This window comes from Chryseobacterium sp., assembly GCF_019236175.1.
GTDB lineage: Bacteria > Bacteroidota > Bacteroidia > Flavobacteriales > Weeksellaceae > Chryseobacterium.
The window spans coordinates 44,169-58,836 of record NZ_JAFAJM010000007.1; the positions used below are offsets into that span (position 1 = coordinate 44,169).

Genomic DNA, 14,668 nt, shown 5'->3' on the forward strand with positions numbered 1-14,668 from the left:
TGAACTAAATCAATGGCTTTATATCTTAAAAAAATATGAAATTATTTAACTCTTAATCTTTCTTTAATTGCCTGTATATTTTTCTTGGCAGAATCTTCCAGAATCAGACTTGCGCTCATATGAATTCTTGCCGGCATCAATTCATTGAAATGATCTGTCCCTTCCCATGAAACTTTTTTAATCAGGGCTAATGCCTCGCTGCTTCTTGAAGCCAGCGTCTGTAAAAATTTCCCGAGCTGTTCATCCATTTCCTGTATACTGTCTGAAACGGAATGGTAAATATTGTGTTGCTCTGCCCAGTCTGCCGATCTGAAATCAGCATCAATAGCCATAGCGGAAAACTGTGATTTTCCTATTTTTCTTTCTACATACGGACCAATTACAAAAGGGCCAATACCCAGGTTAATTTCAGTGAGTGCCAATGCAGAATCTTTAGTTGCAAAACAATAATCGGCGCCACATGCAATTCCAACTCCTCCTCCTGTTGTTTTTCCCTGAACTCTTACTACGACAATTTTTCCGCAGTTTCTCATCGCATTTAAAACCTTGGCAAAACCACCAAAAAATTTCGTAGAGGCCTCCAGCTCGTCAATTGCTAAAAGCTCGTCAAAGCTTGCCCCTGCACAAAATGCTTTTTCACCTTCACTTTTTACCAGTATAGCCTTTACCTCATCTTTAGCCCCTTCTTCTAAAATGGTTTGGGCTAATTTTTCTAAAACGGCTCCCGGAAGGGAGTTACTTTTTGGTGTTCCGAAAGTAATTTCGGCAATATTATTTGTAATTTCTGATGCTACGAATTCGTTCATTTTTATTTTAATTGGATTCTCACAAAAATACGAAATACAGCTCGTTCAGAGAAACTTAAAGCTGATAAATTATATTTTTAAAACTTCTTTTTTTCCTGCCACTACGTAGAAATACGGATGGTAAAATTTGGTATTTTCTACTCTACTTCCAACTTCTAATATATCGTTCCTTTGACCTAGCTAATTAAAACCAACGGCAGTCTCCGAAAAGCCGGAAAAAAGAGTAGGAAAATTTAAACTGAAAAATTTATTGACCATGGAAGAATACATTGGAATTGTAAAGTTATTTGCAGGCAACTTTGCCCCTAGAGGCTGGATGTTCTGCGATGGAAGATTACTTAGTATTGCTAGTAACTCCGCATTATTTTCTATTTTAGGAACCACTTATGGCGGCGACGGAAGAACCACATTTGCCCTTCCTAACCTTAAAGGAAGAATGGCTCTTGGAGCAGGAAGTGTGAGTACTAATGAAAACTACCCTTTAGGTATTGTTTCAGGAACCACCCAAAACACTATTCTGGCCACAAACCTGCCAAGTATCGGAGCAGGGTTCCAGCTTAAAGTAAAAAACCAGAACGCAAACAGCGTCACTCCTTCAGCCAACTCATCGCTCGCTATTTCAGGAATCCCTAACGGCAGAAATTTTGATCCGGTTCCAAGCTTTATAGATGCGGATCCTGACACCACTATTAATTCCAAAGCCATCTCATTTACGGGGCAAAGTATTCCGATGAACAATATGCCTCCCTATCTGGGACTCAACTATATCATCTGCGCAGAAGGTATTTACCCTCCACGAGATTAAACTTTATCAACCTCTAAATTTAAAACAGAAATCATGAAAAGCACTACCTTTTTTATTATGTGTAGTCTGCTCATTTCAATTTTTTCATTTGGGCAGACCAGTACAGAGACTTTTGAAACTGAATCTCCGGGAAGTAGCAGCTTTACGGATAACGGAGTCACTTTCAATATTATCTCGCATGTTTCCACGTTTGTTATCGTGAATTTCCCCAATACAGGATGGAGCGGAACAGCCAATGACAACCGGTATATTGATAATACCGCAGGGGTAGGCCCCGCATCCGCTTCCTTTAGTATTAAGACAACTTCCAACCTATTTAAAGTAAACCGTTTCTGGGTATATGTAGCAGACCGGTTTTCTAATCCGAATACTTCAGGAACATTGACTGTAACAGGAAAATTAAGTGGCGTGACCAAATTTACCTCCACAAAGACCACTGGCTTTGCAACCAACCTTGGCAGTACAAACGGATATACTCTTATTGATTTAACCAATCTTAACGGGCAGAATTATTCGAATATTGTTATCGACCAGCTGCAACTTACTTTAGGAGGCAACTATTATTACATTGGGCTGGATGCTTTTACATGGGTAAAGGACAGCAACATTGTACTGGGAACATCAGAAACTAAAAACATAAAAAAAGATCAGGGTATTTATCCCAATCCAACCAACGGGCCATTTACCATTCAGGCAGATCGGGCTTCAGAGGCTCAGATTTACAGTCAGGACGGTAAAATGTTAAAAAACATACCGGTGAAAAAAGGGATAAACGAGATGGATATTTCGGAATTACCTCAGGGAGTTTATTTTGTCAAAACCTCTTCTGGAACTACTAAAGTGATTAAAAAATAATTTTTTTATACGCTCCGCAAATCATTTCTATAAAGATTCTAATACATGAATGATCATCCTCTGGTTATTAATAACCAGGGGATTTTTATTTTTTCAGCGCCAGAATATATTTATCAATGAACCCCTGTTTTTCTTTCGATTTGTATTGCTGGATATACCTTGGATGTTCAAGGACAGTCATGATATCAAATAATTTTGCCTCTTTATTCAGTTTTGAAATAAAATCGGCATTCTTTTTTCCCAGGATAAAGACTTCGGAGGTATCCAGATTAAGACTGATGTGTTGTTTTAAAGACGCTATCATAAAATCTTTTACGGCATCAAACAACTTTCTGTCATCATAATAATTGGCATTAAGCAAACCGGTTTTCGTTTTCCTTACAATGGCCAGAGGAAACGGGGAATTGATATAAACATCTTTATAGAAAAGATCTGCGCCGCCATAGTCCGCAATCATATCATATACAAAAACTGAAGATACTTCATGGGTATGAGCGGATTCCATTTTGATTCCGCATACACTTTCCAGTCTTTTGGTATCGGTAAACGGAACTCCCGTAACACCGGCTCCGTTCCGGCTGGGGTTAATTCCTATAATGAATTTTCTCCTGTTTGAATCATTATAATACTTATGATAAAACTTTTGCATGACTGTCATGGTCTCAGGGTTATCCAGATACGGATTCAGTACATCAAAACCTTCCGGAAGCGCTCCGGAATACTTCAGATTTTTATTGAAAGCAATGACCTGATCAGCAAAAGTTTTATTCATTAAAATTATTTTAATTCCTTAGTCAAGAAGCTCATCATCCTCGTCTTCATCATATGCTGAGAACTCTAATTCAATATCTATAAAATGAATATATAAACCACACAGCTGATCCTGTTTATCATACGCAAAGTAAACCGGATATACGCCGTCTCCCACTCCGCTGGCAAAAATGGGAATATAATACTCCGTATTCGGAACTTTCCAGCTAATCCAGTCTCCTAAATCCCTCTGGTTTCTAGGGTTTTCTTTATAGTTTTTTGCAAATAGCTCTGCAAAATAATCATCATAAATATTATCCACCTCCAGTTCTGCAATAAACTTATCTACATAGGGAACTACTTCAGGGTCGGTAATACAACCTAAACCGGCATCAACATTAAATCCAAAAAATTCGTCTTCATTGGCATTTTCAATATTTTCAATCCCTATTAATGCTTCCCGGTAAATAACCGGCTTCTCTTTGGTAAATTCTACTTTTACAGCGGCATATCGATCTCCCCAGTCTTCAAGCTTGGCTACGGCAATCGTTACGGGGAAGTTTCCTTTAGGCACTTCGGTAAAATAAGGTTGTTCCTCCTGGTTAAGATAGGCCAGAGGATCTCTAACGATTACTTTTCCTGAAGGCAGCGAAACATTTCCTATTTCCATAACCTCCATTTTTTGCTCCATAATTTCATCGGAAGTAAAATATGTTTCAATATCGACAGGAGAAATAAGAACGTCTTTTAGTTCTCCCCATTGTTTCATCCAGCTTTCATTCATGATTTTTTATTTTATGATTGAAGTTTAAAGATAGTATTTTGAGATGAAAACCGGAACACGGAAAAAGGAAGTTATCAGGATTTAATAAAAATTTAAACCTGAAATATTATTTTAATTGACCGGACAGCCTGCTTAGTCTGTCCTCATGCTTGTCAGGGTTCAAAGTCCTGACAGGGTATGGCAGATGGTAGAAATGAAAAAGTCCCATTCAGTGAAAGGGACTTTACATTTAAATTTTATTTTGGAATTAAATCAATCCAAACTGTTCAAAGTGATGCGTAAAATGTTTTTTGTGCATCAGTTCCCACATTTCTTTATTCAGTTTCCCAAAAACGTAATTCATATGTTCTGCCTGCGGATTTTCTTTGTAATAGATCACAAATTTCTTCAGGTTATCGATGAATGATTGTTTTGCGGTTTCCAGATTTTTGTGGATAAGTTCCGGAAGTGAACCATCCTGCGGAAGGAACGGAGCTGTAAATTCTTTAGGCATTGCTCTGTGGTTGTAAAGAGAATCCTGCCATTTTTCCAGATGTTCTTCCGGAGTAAAACATTTTTCTGCTTCAGGCTCTCCCAGACTTACCAATAGTGCCTGATTAAGATGTTCAATCATTTGTTGTGGTGACATTTTACCCCATTGAGAAGGTGTATTTTCTGTCAATCCGCTCAATATTTTCTGTACATTTTTCACATTCAGATCAATGAAAGGAGATTGTTTGGCGACCAAGGTTAAAATCGTAGCTACGCAAACGACCTCATCTCTTTGGTTGACAACTTCAACAAGCCACTTCACCACACCGGAAGGAATATTTCTTCCTTTTACGCCTCTGTTGATTTTTTCTTTGGCAGTCAAATACACCGTAATAGTATCTCCTGCATATACAGGTTTGAAGAAGCTGCATTCTTCCAGTCCATAGTTGGCAATAACAGGTCCTTTTTTTCCTGATACAAATAATCCTGCTGCCGCCGAAAGGATAAAATATCCGTGAGCTACGGTCTTATCAAAGATAGTTCCCGATAAACTTGTAGCATCCGTATGGGCATAGAAATGATCCCATGAAACGTTTGAAAAGTTGACAATATCAGCATCTGTTACTGTTCTTCCGGCAGTTTCTAATGAGTCTCCGACCTCAACTTCTTCAAAATATTTTTGAAAAGGATGCTTGTCCGAGAATTTTTTCTCTGCTCCTTGTTGATAAATTTTAGTAATCGCTTTCAGAACATCCGGCGACCCCTGAATGGCTGTTTTCTGCAAGAAGAAATGAAGACCGCTCAGACCTCCCATTTCTTCACCACCACCTGCTCTACCTGGTCCTCCGTGCATTAATGTCGGAAGTGGCGAGCCGTGTCCTGTACTTTCTTTTGCATTGTCTCTGTTTAGGACAAAGATTCTTCCGTGCTGAGAAGCCATTTTCCATGAAGTCTCCGCAATAAAGTTTTCATCATGAGAAATAATAGATCCCACCAAACTTCCTTTTCCTCTTTTTGCCAAAGCTGCCGCTTCTTCAGCATCTTTATAAGGCATTAATGTAGATACCGGCCCGAAAGCTTCTACATCATGAGAGATATTTTTTTCGAATGGCTTATCGTTCAGGAATAGCTTTGGACTCATAAATGCTCCTTTTTCATAATCTGCATCTACAAGCTCCTGCTTTCCGTCGTACACAAGCTCTGTTTCTGCTTTCAGCATATTTACTTTTCTCAGCACCTCATCATATTGCTGTTTTCCAACCAAAGAGCCCATTTTAGTTTCTCTGCTTAGCGGGTTTCCGATCTTTGTCTGATCTAAAGCTTTGGATAAAGCATTCTGTACATCCCCGATGAAATGTTCAGGAACAATAATCCTTCTGATTGCTGTACATTTCTGACCAGCTTTTGTGGTCATCTCATTACGGACTTCTTTAATGAATAAGTCAAATTCGGGAGTTCCCGGTTTTGCTTCTAATCCAAGGATGGAACAGTTCAACGAATCTGCTTCCATATTAAAACGAACGGCATTTCCCGCAACAGACGGAAGTGATTTCAATTTACGCCCTGTATGTGCGGAACCTGTGAATAGCACAGAATCTCCATCCTGTACATAATTCAGAATATTTCCGGGTTCTCCACATACCAGCTGGATGGCTCCTTCCGGTAAAATTCCGCTTTCAATCATATCCTGAAACACGGCATTGGTAAGATATGATCCGAATGGAGACGGTTTCACAATCGACGGCACTCCTGCCAACAATGATGTGGATAACTTTTCCAACATTCCCCAAACAGGAAAGTTGTAAGCGTTGATCTGTACAGAAACCCCTTCGCTTGGTGTTAAGATATGAGTTCCCAGGAAAGTTCCGTTAGCAGAAATCTTCTGCGTATCACCATCTACCCAGAACGGAGTATTGGGAAGCATTCTTTTCGCCAGTCCCGAGTAGGTAAAGAAAGTTCCGAAACCTCCTTCAATATCCACCCATGAATCAACATGGGTAGCTCCTGTTTTATAAGATAATTCGTAATATTTTTTCTTTCTTTCTAACAGGTAAAGCGCTACTTTTTTCAGCATCTCACCGCGATCGTAGAAAGTCATTGAAGAAAGGTTTTTATATCCTACTGTTCTACCATAATCCAGTGCTTGTTCAAAATTAAGCCCTTCTGTATCAGAAACAGCTACCTGTTCTCCTGTAACGGCGTTGTACAAAGGAATTCCTGTTCCGGTACCCTCCACCCATTGTCCGTAGATATAATTTTTTAATTTTTCCATATAGAATTTAATTTAACAATGTATCCATCTAACAGTTTTCCAATAAATACCTCTTGCATTCGGCATGAAAATAATTGTTACATTTTTACAGTGGTATATTGTTACACTTATAATTTATTTCGGTTCCTGATACGGAAACAATTTCAATAATCCTTCGTATAAGCTTCTGTGAAGAATAGTGGCATGGTTGTCTGTTTCCATCATTTTATATTCTACTGTCCAGTTTTTTTTTCCTGCTTTTTTCAAAACATCATAAAGATCTTGCGCGTCTTTTACCATTACTGGATGTTCTCCTTTTCCAACAGAAACATAAACGAATTTTTTAGTATCTCCAGATTTTGAAAGTAATTGCGGTGCTTGCTTTAAAAGGCTTTCATCATCCCACCATAAACTTGGGCTGATGATAAAATAATTATTGAACATTTCAGGCTTTTTCAATAAAATCTCTGTTGCTAAAAGCCCTCCAAGAGATTGTCCAAACAGATATTTATCTGTTGTTTTAAACTGACTTTCCACATAAGGCTTCAGTTCTTTTTCAAAAAAAGTAAGAAATTTATCAGAATGTCCTGTTGTAGGATAGTCTTTCTGCAGATCTTTTAAATCTGTATGAAAAGTAAAATCTCTTTTCCTGTCTATATTGGCAATTCCCACCACAATGGTCTCTGGCATGGAATACATCTGATTAAAGAACTGCACCAATCCTGAAACATGGATAAAATCTTCATTCATACTTCCATCCAAAAGATAGATAATTGGGTAAGCTTTTGCTTTATCAAAATTCTGAGGAAGATAGATGTTTAATGTTCTTTCCTCATTCAATGTTTTAGACTTAATAGTCCTCACTTCTCCTATCGTAAGCGGTTTTGTAGTAACAGTCTGTGCTGAAACTGTATAGTTTACCGCCAACATCATGCTGCATACAAGAGCAATTTTCTTAATCATATTTAATTTTTATCTTCAAGTTTAGTTTTAGAAATTTTTATTCTAAATCCATAAAATCATATTCTACATTAGAAGTATGATATTGAATAAAACCTTCTGTTGTATCAAAATACTCCATCACTTGCATTCTCTCTAATTTACTAGGCTTAGATAAATTAGTATATGAACTGTATGATGTGTATTTCCATTGGTTAATATCATTTACAAAACCATGATTTATGGGATTGTTATGAATATAATGAACCACCTTAGTCAGATACTTTTCATCATTAACTTTTTTACGTTTCAAAAAGTCAAGAAAAAGAGCACCTCTCCTATTATATCTTTTGTTATAGGCTTTAGCATAAGCATTCAATAGATTACTAAAAGGTTTCATAAAATACTTATGGTCATTTTCATTAACTTCTTTAAATCTTACCAGTAAATGAAAATGATTTGGTAATAAACAATAAGCATAAATATCCGCAACAGGGGTAATATACTTCAATAATTTATTTAAAAAGTACTGATAATTTTCTTCTTCACGGAAAATCAAATCTTTTCCATTAGCGTGGGAATATATGTGATAGACATACCCGCACTCAAAACTGTCTGTATTATTACCCATTTATTTTTCATTTTGTGCTTATTTTGGTGTGTTCAAACCTTATAGGTTTTAAAAACCTATAAGGTTTAGACAACTACAATATTTTTTATTTTACATCATCCCAAATACTGTAATCCACAATTTTTGTAGGAGTCTGCTGAACATATTCGGTAAATGGTTCGCAAGGTAAAATGGCTTCTTTTCCTTCCCTTGCCAATTCCTGATACAATTTGGTTCCTTCTGTTTTCCAATGGATCATTTCATCAGAAACATCACGGATAATTTTTGCGGGGCTCCCAACAATCAGTTTTCTGGGCTCACATCTGAAGTTGGCAGGAACAAAAGCCAGTGCACCGACAATACTTTCGTCTCCGATATAGGCTTTGTCCATCACGACAGAATTCATTCCGATCAAACAATTTTTTCCAATATGCCCGGAATGGATGATCGCGCCGTGGCCGATATGAGCAGATTCTTCCAGAATAGTCTCAATATTCGGAAAGACATGAAGCGTACAGTTTTCCTGTACATTGGCTCCGTCTTTAATGATAATTTTTCCCCAGTCTCCGCGTATTACAGCATTCGGACCTATATATACTTCTTCACCTATTTCTACATTCCCTATAATCACCGCCTGCGGATGAATATAGGCAGAAGGTTTTATGATGGGACGGATTCCGTGGTATGAGTAGATGTTCATATTTATTGGATTTTAGATTTCAGGTATCAGACCTTCTACAGTCTAACATCTGAAATCTGATTTCTTGTTAAATGAGTTATACTTTTTCAATGACCATTGCATATCCCTGTCCCACTCCGATACAAAGCGTACACAATGCATATTTTTTATCCTGCTTCTGAAGTTCCATGGCTGCAGAACCAATAATTCTGGCTCCGGAAACTCCCAGTGGGTGACCAATAGCAATAGCACCTCCGTTTGGATTTATTCTTGCATCATCATCTTTCAATCCTAAGCTTCTTGTCACTGCAAGTGCCTGTGCTGCGAACGCCTCATTGAGTTCAATGATGTCTATATCCTCGAGAGAAAGATTCAATCTTTTCAATAATTTCTGAGTTGCTTCTACCGGTCCGATTCCCATAATTCTCGGTTCTACTCCTGCTACGGAAGAACCTAAAATTTTAGCTTTTGGGGTAAGACCATATTTTTTTACAGCTTCTTCACTTGCCAAAATCAGGGCAGCAGCTCCATCATTCATTCCTGAAGCATTTCCGGCTGTTACAGTTCCTTCTTTTCTGAATGCAGGACGAAGTTTTCCTAACCCTTCCATAGAAGATGTTGGTTTAATAAACTCATCTTTTTCAAAAATAACAGGATCGCCTTTTCTCTGTGGAATTTCAACCTTTACGATTTCTTCTGCCAGTCTTCCGCTTTGCTGTGCTTTTGTAGCTTTTTGCTGAGACCAGAGTGCAAACTTATCCTGATCTTCCCTGTTGATCTGATGCATATCTGCTAAGTTTTCAGCAGTTTCTCCCATTCCGTCAACGCCATACATTTCTTTCATTTTCGGATTGATAAAACGCCATCCGAAAGTGGTATCATACATCTGGCTGTCTCTTCCGAAAGCAGCACTTGGTTTTGACATGACATATGGAGAACGGGTCATATGCTCTACTCCGCCGGCAATATAAATTTCACCTTCTCCGGCAGCAATGGAACGGAATGCATTAGCTACGGCAGACATTCCCGATGCACAAAGTCTATTAACAGTTTCACCTCCGATTGTATAGGGAAGTCCTGCCAGCAAAAGTCCCATTCTGGCTACGTTTCTGTTATCCTCACCTGCCTGATTGGCACATCCGAAAATAACGTCTTCGATTTCTTCAACAGGAACATTAGGGTTTCTGGCAACTACTTCTTTGATTACAATGGCTGCCAGATCATCTGCTCTTACTTCTGATAAACCTCCCTGTAATTTTGAGATGGGAGTTCTGACATAGTCTATAATGTATACGTTGTTCATAATTGTAATTTGAAAATTTGAGAATGAGATCTTTTGAAAGTGATCTCATTAGCTTTTCTATTTATTTTTATTTCTTAATTCTAAGACTTGCTTCAATGTATAAGGCTCATATTGGAAATCTTTTCCAAACATTCTTTTGGCATTTTCTTCAACGGTAGAATCAAATCCTGCTTCTTTTCTTCTTTTGTTAACATTTTGGGGATCCCGGATAGGCCATATAAAACTGATAAAAATCTGTTTTCCTTCTTTATCTTTGGTCATTTCACCCTTTCCCTGTGTTCCGTAGATCTGCTCTTTATTCTCATACATCAGATATCGGTCTTCCATCATGGCAACCCATATCAACGGAATTTCATTCTTTTTGCCCGCTTCTTTGATAAGAGGCAGATATTTTCCAATATTTTTCGAATGCTGAATTACATACCATGCTGCCTGATTTGTAGGTTCTCCTACGAGTGTTTTACCAGGATAGCCGTATTGAGAGATAATGTGTTCAATCTTCTGCATGTTTATACTATCATGCTCAGCAACCAATTTCCAGCTTTTCTTTTCAAACTCTTCTTTGTCAATATTCAGTTCTGCCAATAACCGATCTTTTTTTTCCGGACTTATCCCGGAATCAAAAAGCATTCTATATCCCTGATCCACCTTCATAATCCCATCGAGCTCTTTTTTCAAAGCTTCGTTCTCTTTCTGCTGAGCACTCGTCAGCAAGGTTGAAATTCCGAAAAGCAATAAAAATATTTTTCTCATTTTGATTAATCTGGTGGTTGGCCGGTATTTTATAACTCGATCACTTTTTTCCCGATTTTATAAACTGTTCCGACAAACTTGGCAATCAGCTCATTATGCTGGTTGGTAATTTTAATATCGTAAACTGCTGTTTTTCTGGTATCATTCACCAAAATACTTTCTGCTCTGAAGAGATCCCCTTCTTTTCCTGCTTTGGTAAAATTAATAACACAGTTTAAAGCCACGGCAGCATCCCCTGTATTATTGGATGAAAATGCGAGTGCTGAATCTGCGAAAGCAAAAGTTACACCTCCATGCACTGTTTTAAGCCCGTTCAGCATTTCCTTTTTAACAGGCATTTCAATTAAACAATAATTCTCTTTTACTTCAATCATTCTGATATTCATCCATTGGGAAAAATAATCCTGATTGAGCATATAATCTGCGACTTGTCTCGGATTCATTTCTATACGTTTATTATTTCTTCATAGAGTTCGTCTGATAACCTATCATACACACTCATGGTTTTACCCAGGATGATTTGTTCATATGAAAGACTTCCGGCACCAGATGAATTTTCAGTTTCATATGAAGCTTGTAAATCTATCCCGTTTTCATTCGCCAATCTATTGATTAACGTCCTGTATTTCTCATTAAACTTCCCGAGTAATTCGAGTCTTTCCTCATCATTCACAGAAGAAGCTTCCTGAATTAAATATTCTTTCTCTATTAAAAGCCTCGTTTCCAGCTCCGCTCTGAATTCCTCTATATTCATGAAAATACGATCTCTATTTTCTTTATTATTTTGTTAAATATCTTTTAACAGGATCTTTTAAGTAATGTTTACCATCCTTATCAAACTCCCATACATTTGATATTTCTCTTACTTGAAACAAATTAAAATCTCCTTTATGAATTTTAATTCTATTCAACCTTCTTAATTTTCTGTTGGCTTTTCGCTTATTTTCTTTTTCGGTATCCGCAGTGGTAACTCCAGTTATTGGAGTTTTTCTTCTTGATCTGCTCATTATAAAATAAATTAGCGACTCATCAATTATAATTTTCTCAATAACGGGCTCTGTCTGTATCGTTCTTCCTGATATTCCCCGTAAAGGTTTTGCAGGGTTTCCGATATTTTTGAATATCCGATTTCTTTTCCCCAGCTTAATAATCCTTTCGGATAGTTTACTCCTTTCTGCATGGCCAGTTCGATATCTTCATCATTGGCAATGCCTAATCTTTTGGCTTCAACAGCCTCATTAATCAGCATGGAAATGATTCTTAAAAAGATCTGCTGATACAGTGTATCATTTTTTTCAGCAGCTGGTTTCTCGGCACCTTCCGTGTAATCATAGAACCCTTTTCCGGTTTTTCGGCCGTGAAGTTTCGCTTCTGCCATTCTTTGCTGGAGTAAGGACGGTTTATATTTCGGATCGTAGAAATAGTCTTTGTAGACAGTAGTTGTTACGGCAAAGTTTACATCCACTCCGATAAGATCCATTAATTCAAAAGGTCCCATTTTAAAATTCCCGAGTGTTCTCATAGCTTCATCTACCTGTTCCGGTGTGGCCCTATTTTCTTCCACAATTCTTAATCCTTCACCATAATAAGGGCGGGCAATTCTGTTGACAATAAAGCCCGGAATATCTTTGGCAATAACAGGTATTTTCCCCCATTCTTTCATGAGGCTGTAAATTTTATCTGCTAATGTTTTTTCTGTTAATAAAGAAGGAATCACTTCTACTAAAGGCATCAGCGGAGCGGGATTAAAGAAATGGATCCCGATGAAACGCTCCGGTTTCTTTAGTTCTGCGCCCAAAGAGGTAATAGAAATGGATGAGGTATTGGAACTGATGATACAGTTTTCTGAAACGTAGGTTTCAAGTTCGGTAAAAACTTTCGTTTTAATGTCTTTGTTTTCAATAATCGCTTCGATAACCAGTTCAGAATCTTTTAAATCCTGTAAGGCTTCTCCTTTAACGATATTATTTCTGATTTCTGTCGCTTTTTCCTGAGAAATCTTACCTTTCTCAGCCAGCTTCTGAAGTGTTTTTTCTAAGCCTGAGAGGGCTTTATCAATTTGTGGAGCATTCGCATCAAATAAGACGACTTTGCATCCTGCAGTTGCAGCAACCTGGGCAATTCCTACCCCCATGGTTCCTGCCCCGATAATTCCGATATTCATTTTTATCTGTACAATGTATTAATGTAAAATGTACTCCTGTACAATCATTAATACATTGTACAGGAATACATTAATACGGATTTTACCTTCCTTTATAATCAGGTTTTCTTTTTTGTAAAAAGGCATTTACACCTTCTATGAAGTCTTCTGTTTCTGCAGCTTCCTGCTGAAGATCTCCTTCCAGTTCCAATTGTTCTTTCAGGGTATTGGTGTAAGAATGGGCAAATGCTTTTTTCGTCAGCTTCAGGGCTGCGGTTGGCATATTAGCCATTTTCTCAAGAATTTCCATTGACTTGGGCCCGAACTCTTCTTCAGTGAAAACTTCAGCAACAAGACCGTAAGATTTGGATTCTTCAGCAGATAATTTTTTACCGGTAAAGGCCAAATAGTTTGCCAGCTGTCTACCTAAAAGCTTCGGTAAGAAATAAGTTCCTCCTGTATCAGGAATCAATCCGATATTTGAAAATGCCTGAGCAAAATACGCTTTGTTGTTGGCCAGTACGAAATCACAGATCAGAGCCAGCATAGCTCCTGCTCCTACCGCTGGTCCGTTTACCAATGCAATAACAGGTTTTTTACAATGTGTAATTTCAGTAACTAAAGGATTGTAATAATCTACCACAATTTTTCTGATGATATCATGATCATGGTGCTCTTTACCTGTAACAAAGGCTTCATCCAGATTCTGGCCGGAACAAAATGCTCTTCCTCTTCCGGAAATGGCAACGCATCTTACCGTCTCATCATTGCTACATTCCTTTACAAAGTCTTTCAGATCTGACAGAGCCGGCTTTGTAAGGGCGTTCATTGTTTCCGGCTGATTAAGATAAGCGATTTTGAGTTTCCCGTCAAAATGCGTTTCAATATCGAGTTGTGTATACATAGTTTTGATTTTTATGATTTTATTCCCCTAATTTAGTTATAATGTAACAATCTACCAGTCTACCAATCTAACAATTATAATGCTGCACCAAACAAATAGGCAAACTGATACATTGTCATAGTATTACCTTAATTTTAGTGGCATTTAAAATAATCAAAAGGTTCCAGGCAGTCTAGGCATTGGTAAGAAGCCTTACACAATGTAGACCCGAATCTGCTGATCTGTTTGGTATGCTCAGAGCCACAACGCGGACATTTTTTCGGTTTCCCGATATGATGTTCGTCTGCTCCTTTTTCAGGAGGTGTGATTCCGTATACCCGAAGTTTCTCTCTCGCTTCATCCGTTAACCAATCTGTTGTCCAGATCGGAAACATCTTGGTGACTACTTTGGCATCCCATCCGTTTTCCTTCATGATCTTCATGATGTCTTCCTCAATGGTAAACATCGCAGGGCAGGCAGAATAAGTAGGGGTTATCGTCACTTCAACAGAAGTCTCACCTGTCACTTTCGCCTCTCTTACAATACCTAATTCAACAATGTTGATTACCGGAATTTCCGGATCAGGAACCATTTCTAATATTTCTAAAGGATTTTTCATTTAAAAATGCACCAAT

The 14,668-nt window shown here is 37.9% G+C and carries 17 protein-coding genes; 2 read left to right on the plus strand and 15 right to left on the minus strand.

Going from position 1 to position 14,668, the window contains the following annotated elements:
• Positions 1-41 precede the first annotated feature (41 nt).
• Entirely contained in the window at positions 42-806 is a 765-nt protein-coding gene (locus JO178_RS07070; RefSeq protein ID WP_291933499.1) for an enoyl-CoA hydratase/isomerase family protein, read from the minus strand.
• 256 nt (positions 807-1,062) lie between these two features.
• Here JO178_RS07070 and JO178_RS07075 point away from each other — a divergent pair, with 256 nt between their 5' ends.
• Positions 1,063-1,611: a tail fiber protein gene (locus JO178_RS07075; RefSeq protein WP_291933500.1), complete on the plus strand. Its 549-nt coding sequence runs from the start codon at positions 1,063-1,065 to the stop codon at positions 1,609-1,611.
• 33 nt (positions 1,612-1,644) lie between these two features.
• Positions 1,645-2,466 (plus strand): T9SS type A sorting domain-containing protein, encoded by an 822-nt coding sequence (locus JO178_RS07080; protein WP_291933501.1) that lies wholly within the window; start codon positions 1,645-1,647, stop codon positions 2,464-2,466.
• A gap of 85 nt (positions 2,467-2,551) precedes the next feature.
• Here JO178_RS07080 and JO178_RS07085 read toward each other — a convergent pair whose 3' ends face one another.
• The 14 genes from JO178_RS07085 to paaD form a co-directional block, all read right to left on the minus strand.
• Positions 2,552-3,238 carry an SMUG2 DNA glycosylase family protein gene (locus tag JO178_RS07085; protein WP_291933502.1) on the minus strand — a complete coding sequence of 229 codons (687 nt, stop codon included), beginning with the start codon at positions 3,236-3,238 and terminating at the stop codon, positions 2,552-2,554.
• A gap of 18 nt (positions 3,239-3,256) precedes the next feature.
• Entirely contained in the window at positions 3,257-4,000 is a 744-nt protein-coding gene (locus JO178_RS07090) for a DUF4241 domain-containing protein (RefSeq protein WP_291933504.1), read from the minus strand.
• A 247-nt stretch (positions 4,001-4,247) separates the two neighbouring features.
• A complete protein-coding gene (paaZ, locus tag JO178_RS07095) occupies positions 4,248-6,743 on the minus strand; it encodes a phenylacetic acid degradation bifunctional protein PaaZ (RefSeq protein WP_291933506.1) in 2,496 nt (831 codons plus the stop codon).
• Between the two features lie 114 nt (positions 6,744-6,857).
• Positions 6,858-7,685 (minus strand): alpha/beta hydrolase-fold protein, encoded by an 828-nt coding sequence (locus JO178_RS07100; RefSeq protein ID WP_291933508.1) that lies wholly within the window; start codon positions 7,683-7,685, stop codon positions 6,858-6,860.
• 37 nt (positions 7,686-7,722) lie between these two features.
• Positions 7,723-8,292 carry a transposase gene (locus JO178_RS07105; RefSeq protein WP_291933510.1) on the minus strand — a complete coding sequence of 190 codons (570 nt, stop codon included), beginning with the start codon at positions 8,290-8,292 and terminating at the stop codon, positions 7,723-7,725.
• A gap of 85 nt (positions 8,293-8,377) precedes the next feature.
• Entirely contained in the window at positions 8,378-8,971 is a 594-nt protein-coding gene (locus JO178_RS07110) for a transferase hexapeptide repeat family protein (protein ID WP_129059257.1), read from the minus strand.
• 76 nt (positions 8,972-9,047) lie between these two features.
• Positions 9,048-10,253, minus strand: coding sequence for a 3-oxoadipyl-CoA thiolase (gene pcaF / locus JO178_RS07115; protein ID WP_291933514.1), 1,206 nt, complete (start codon positions 10,251-10,253; stop codon positions 9,048-9,050).
• A 57-nt stretch (positions 10,254-10,310) separates the two neighbouring features.
• Positions 10,311-11,006 carry a DUF6624 domain-containing protein gene (locus JO178_RS07120; protein WP_291933516.1) on the minus strand — a complete coding sequence of 232 codons (696 nt, stop codon included), beginning with the start codon at positions 11,004-11,006 and terminating at the stop codon, positions 10,311-10,313.
• A gap of 29 nt (positions 11,007-11,035) precedes the next feature.
• Entirely contained in the window at positions 11,036-11,449 is a 414-nt protein-coding gene (locus JO178_RS07125; RefSeq protein WP_291933518.1) for a hotdog fold thioesterase, read from the minus strand.
• A gap of 2 nt (positions 11,450-11,451) precedes the next feature.
• Complete coding sequence (locus JO178_RS07130) at positions 11,452-11,760, minus strand: hypothetical protein (protein ID WP_291933519.1); 309 nt, start codon at positions 11,758-11,760, stop codon at positions 11,452-11,454.
• A 25-nt stretch (positions 11,761-11,785) separates the two neighbouring features.
• Entirely contained in the window at positions 11,786-12,013 is a 228-nt protein-coding gene (locus JO178_RS07135; RefSeq protein WP_291933521.1) for a hypothetical protein, read from the minus strand.
• 26 nt (positions 12,014-12,039) lie between these two features.
• Positions 12,040-13,170: a 3-hydroxyacyl-CoA dehydrogenase NAD-binding domain-containing protein gene (locus tag JO178_RS07140; protein ID WP_291933522.1), complete on the minus strand. Its 1,131-nt coding sequence runs from the start codon at positions 13,168-13,170 to the stop codon at positions 12,040-12,042.
• A gap of 82 nt (positions 13,171-13,252) precedes the next feature.
• Positions 13,253-14,053 (minus strand): enoyl-CoA hydratase-related protein, encoded by an 801-nt coding sequence (locus tag JO178_RS07145; RefSeq protein ID WP_291933524.1) that lies wholly within the window; start codon positions 14,051-14,053, stop codon positions 13,253-13,255.
• A gap of 134 nt (positions 14,054-14,187) precedes the next feature.
• Complete coding sequence (gene paaD / locus JO178_RS07150; RefSeq protein ID WP_291933526.1) at positions 14,188-14,652, minus strand: 1,2-phenylacetyl-CoA epoxidase subunit PaaD; 465 nt, start codon at positions 14,650-14,652, stop codon at positions 14,188-14,190.
• Positions 14,653-14,668: the final 16 nt, after the last annotated feature.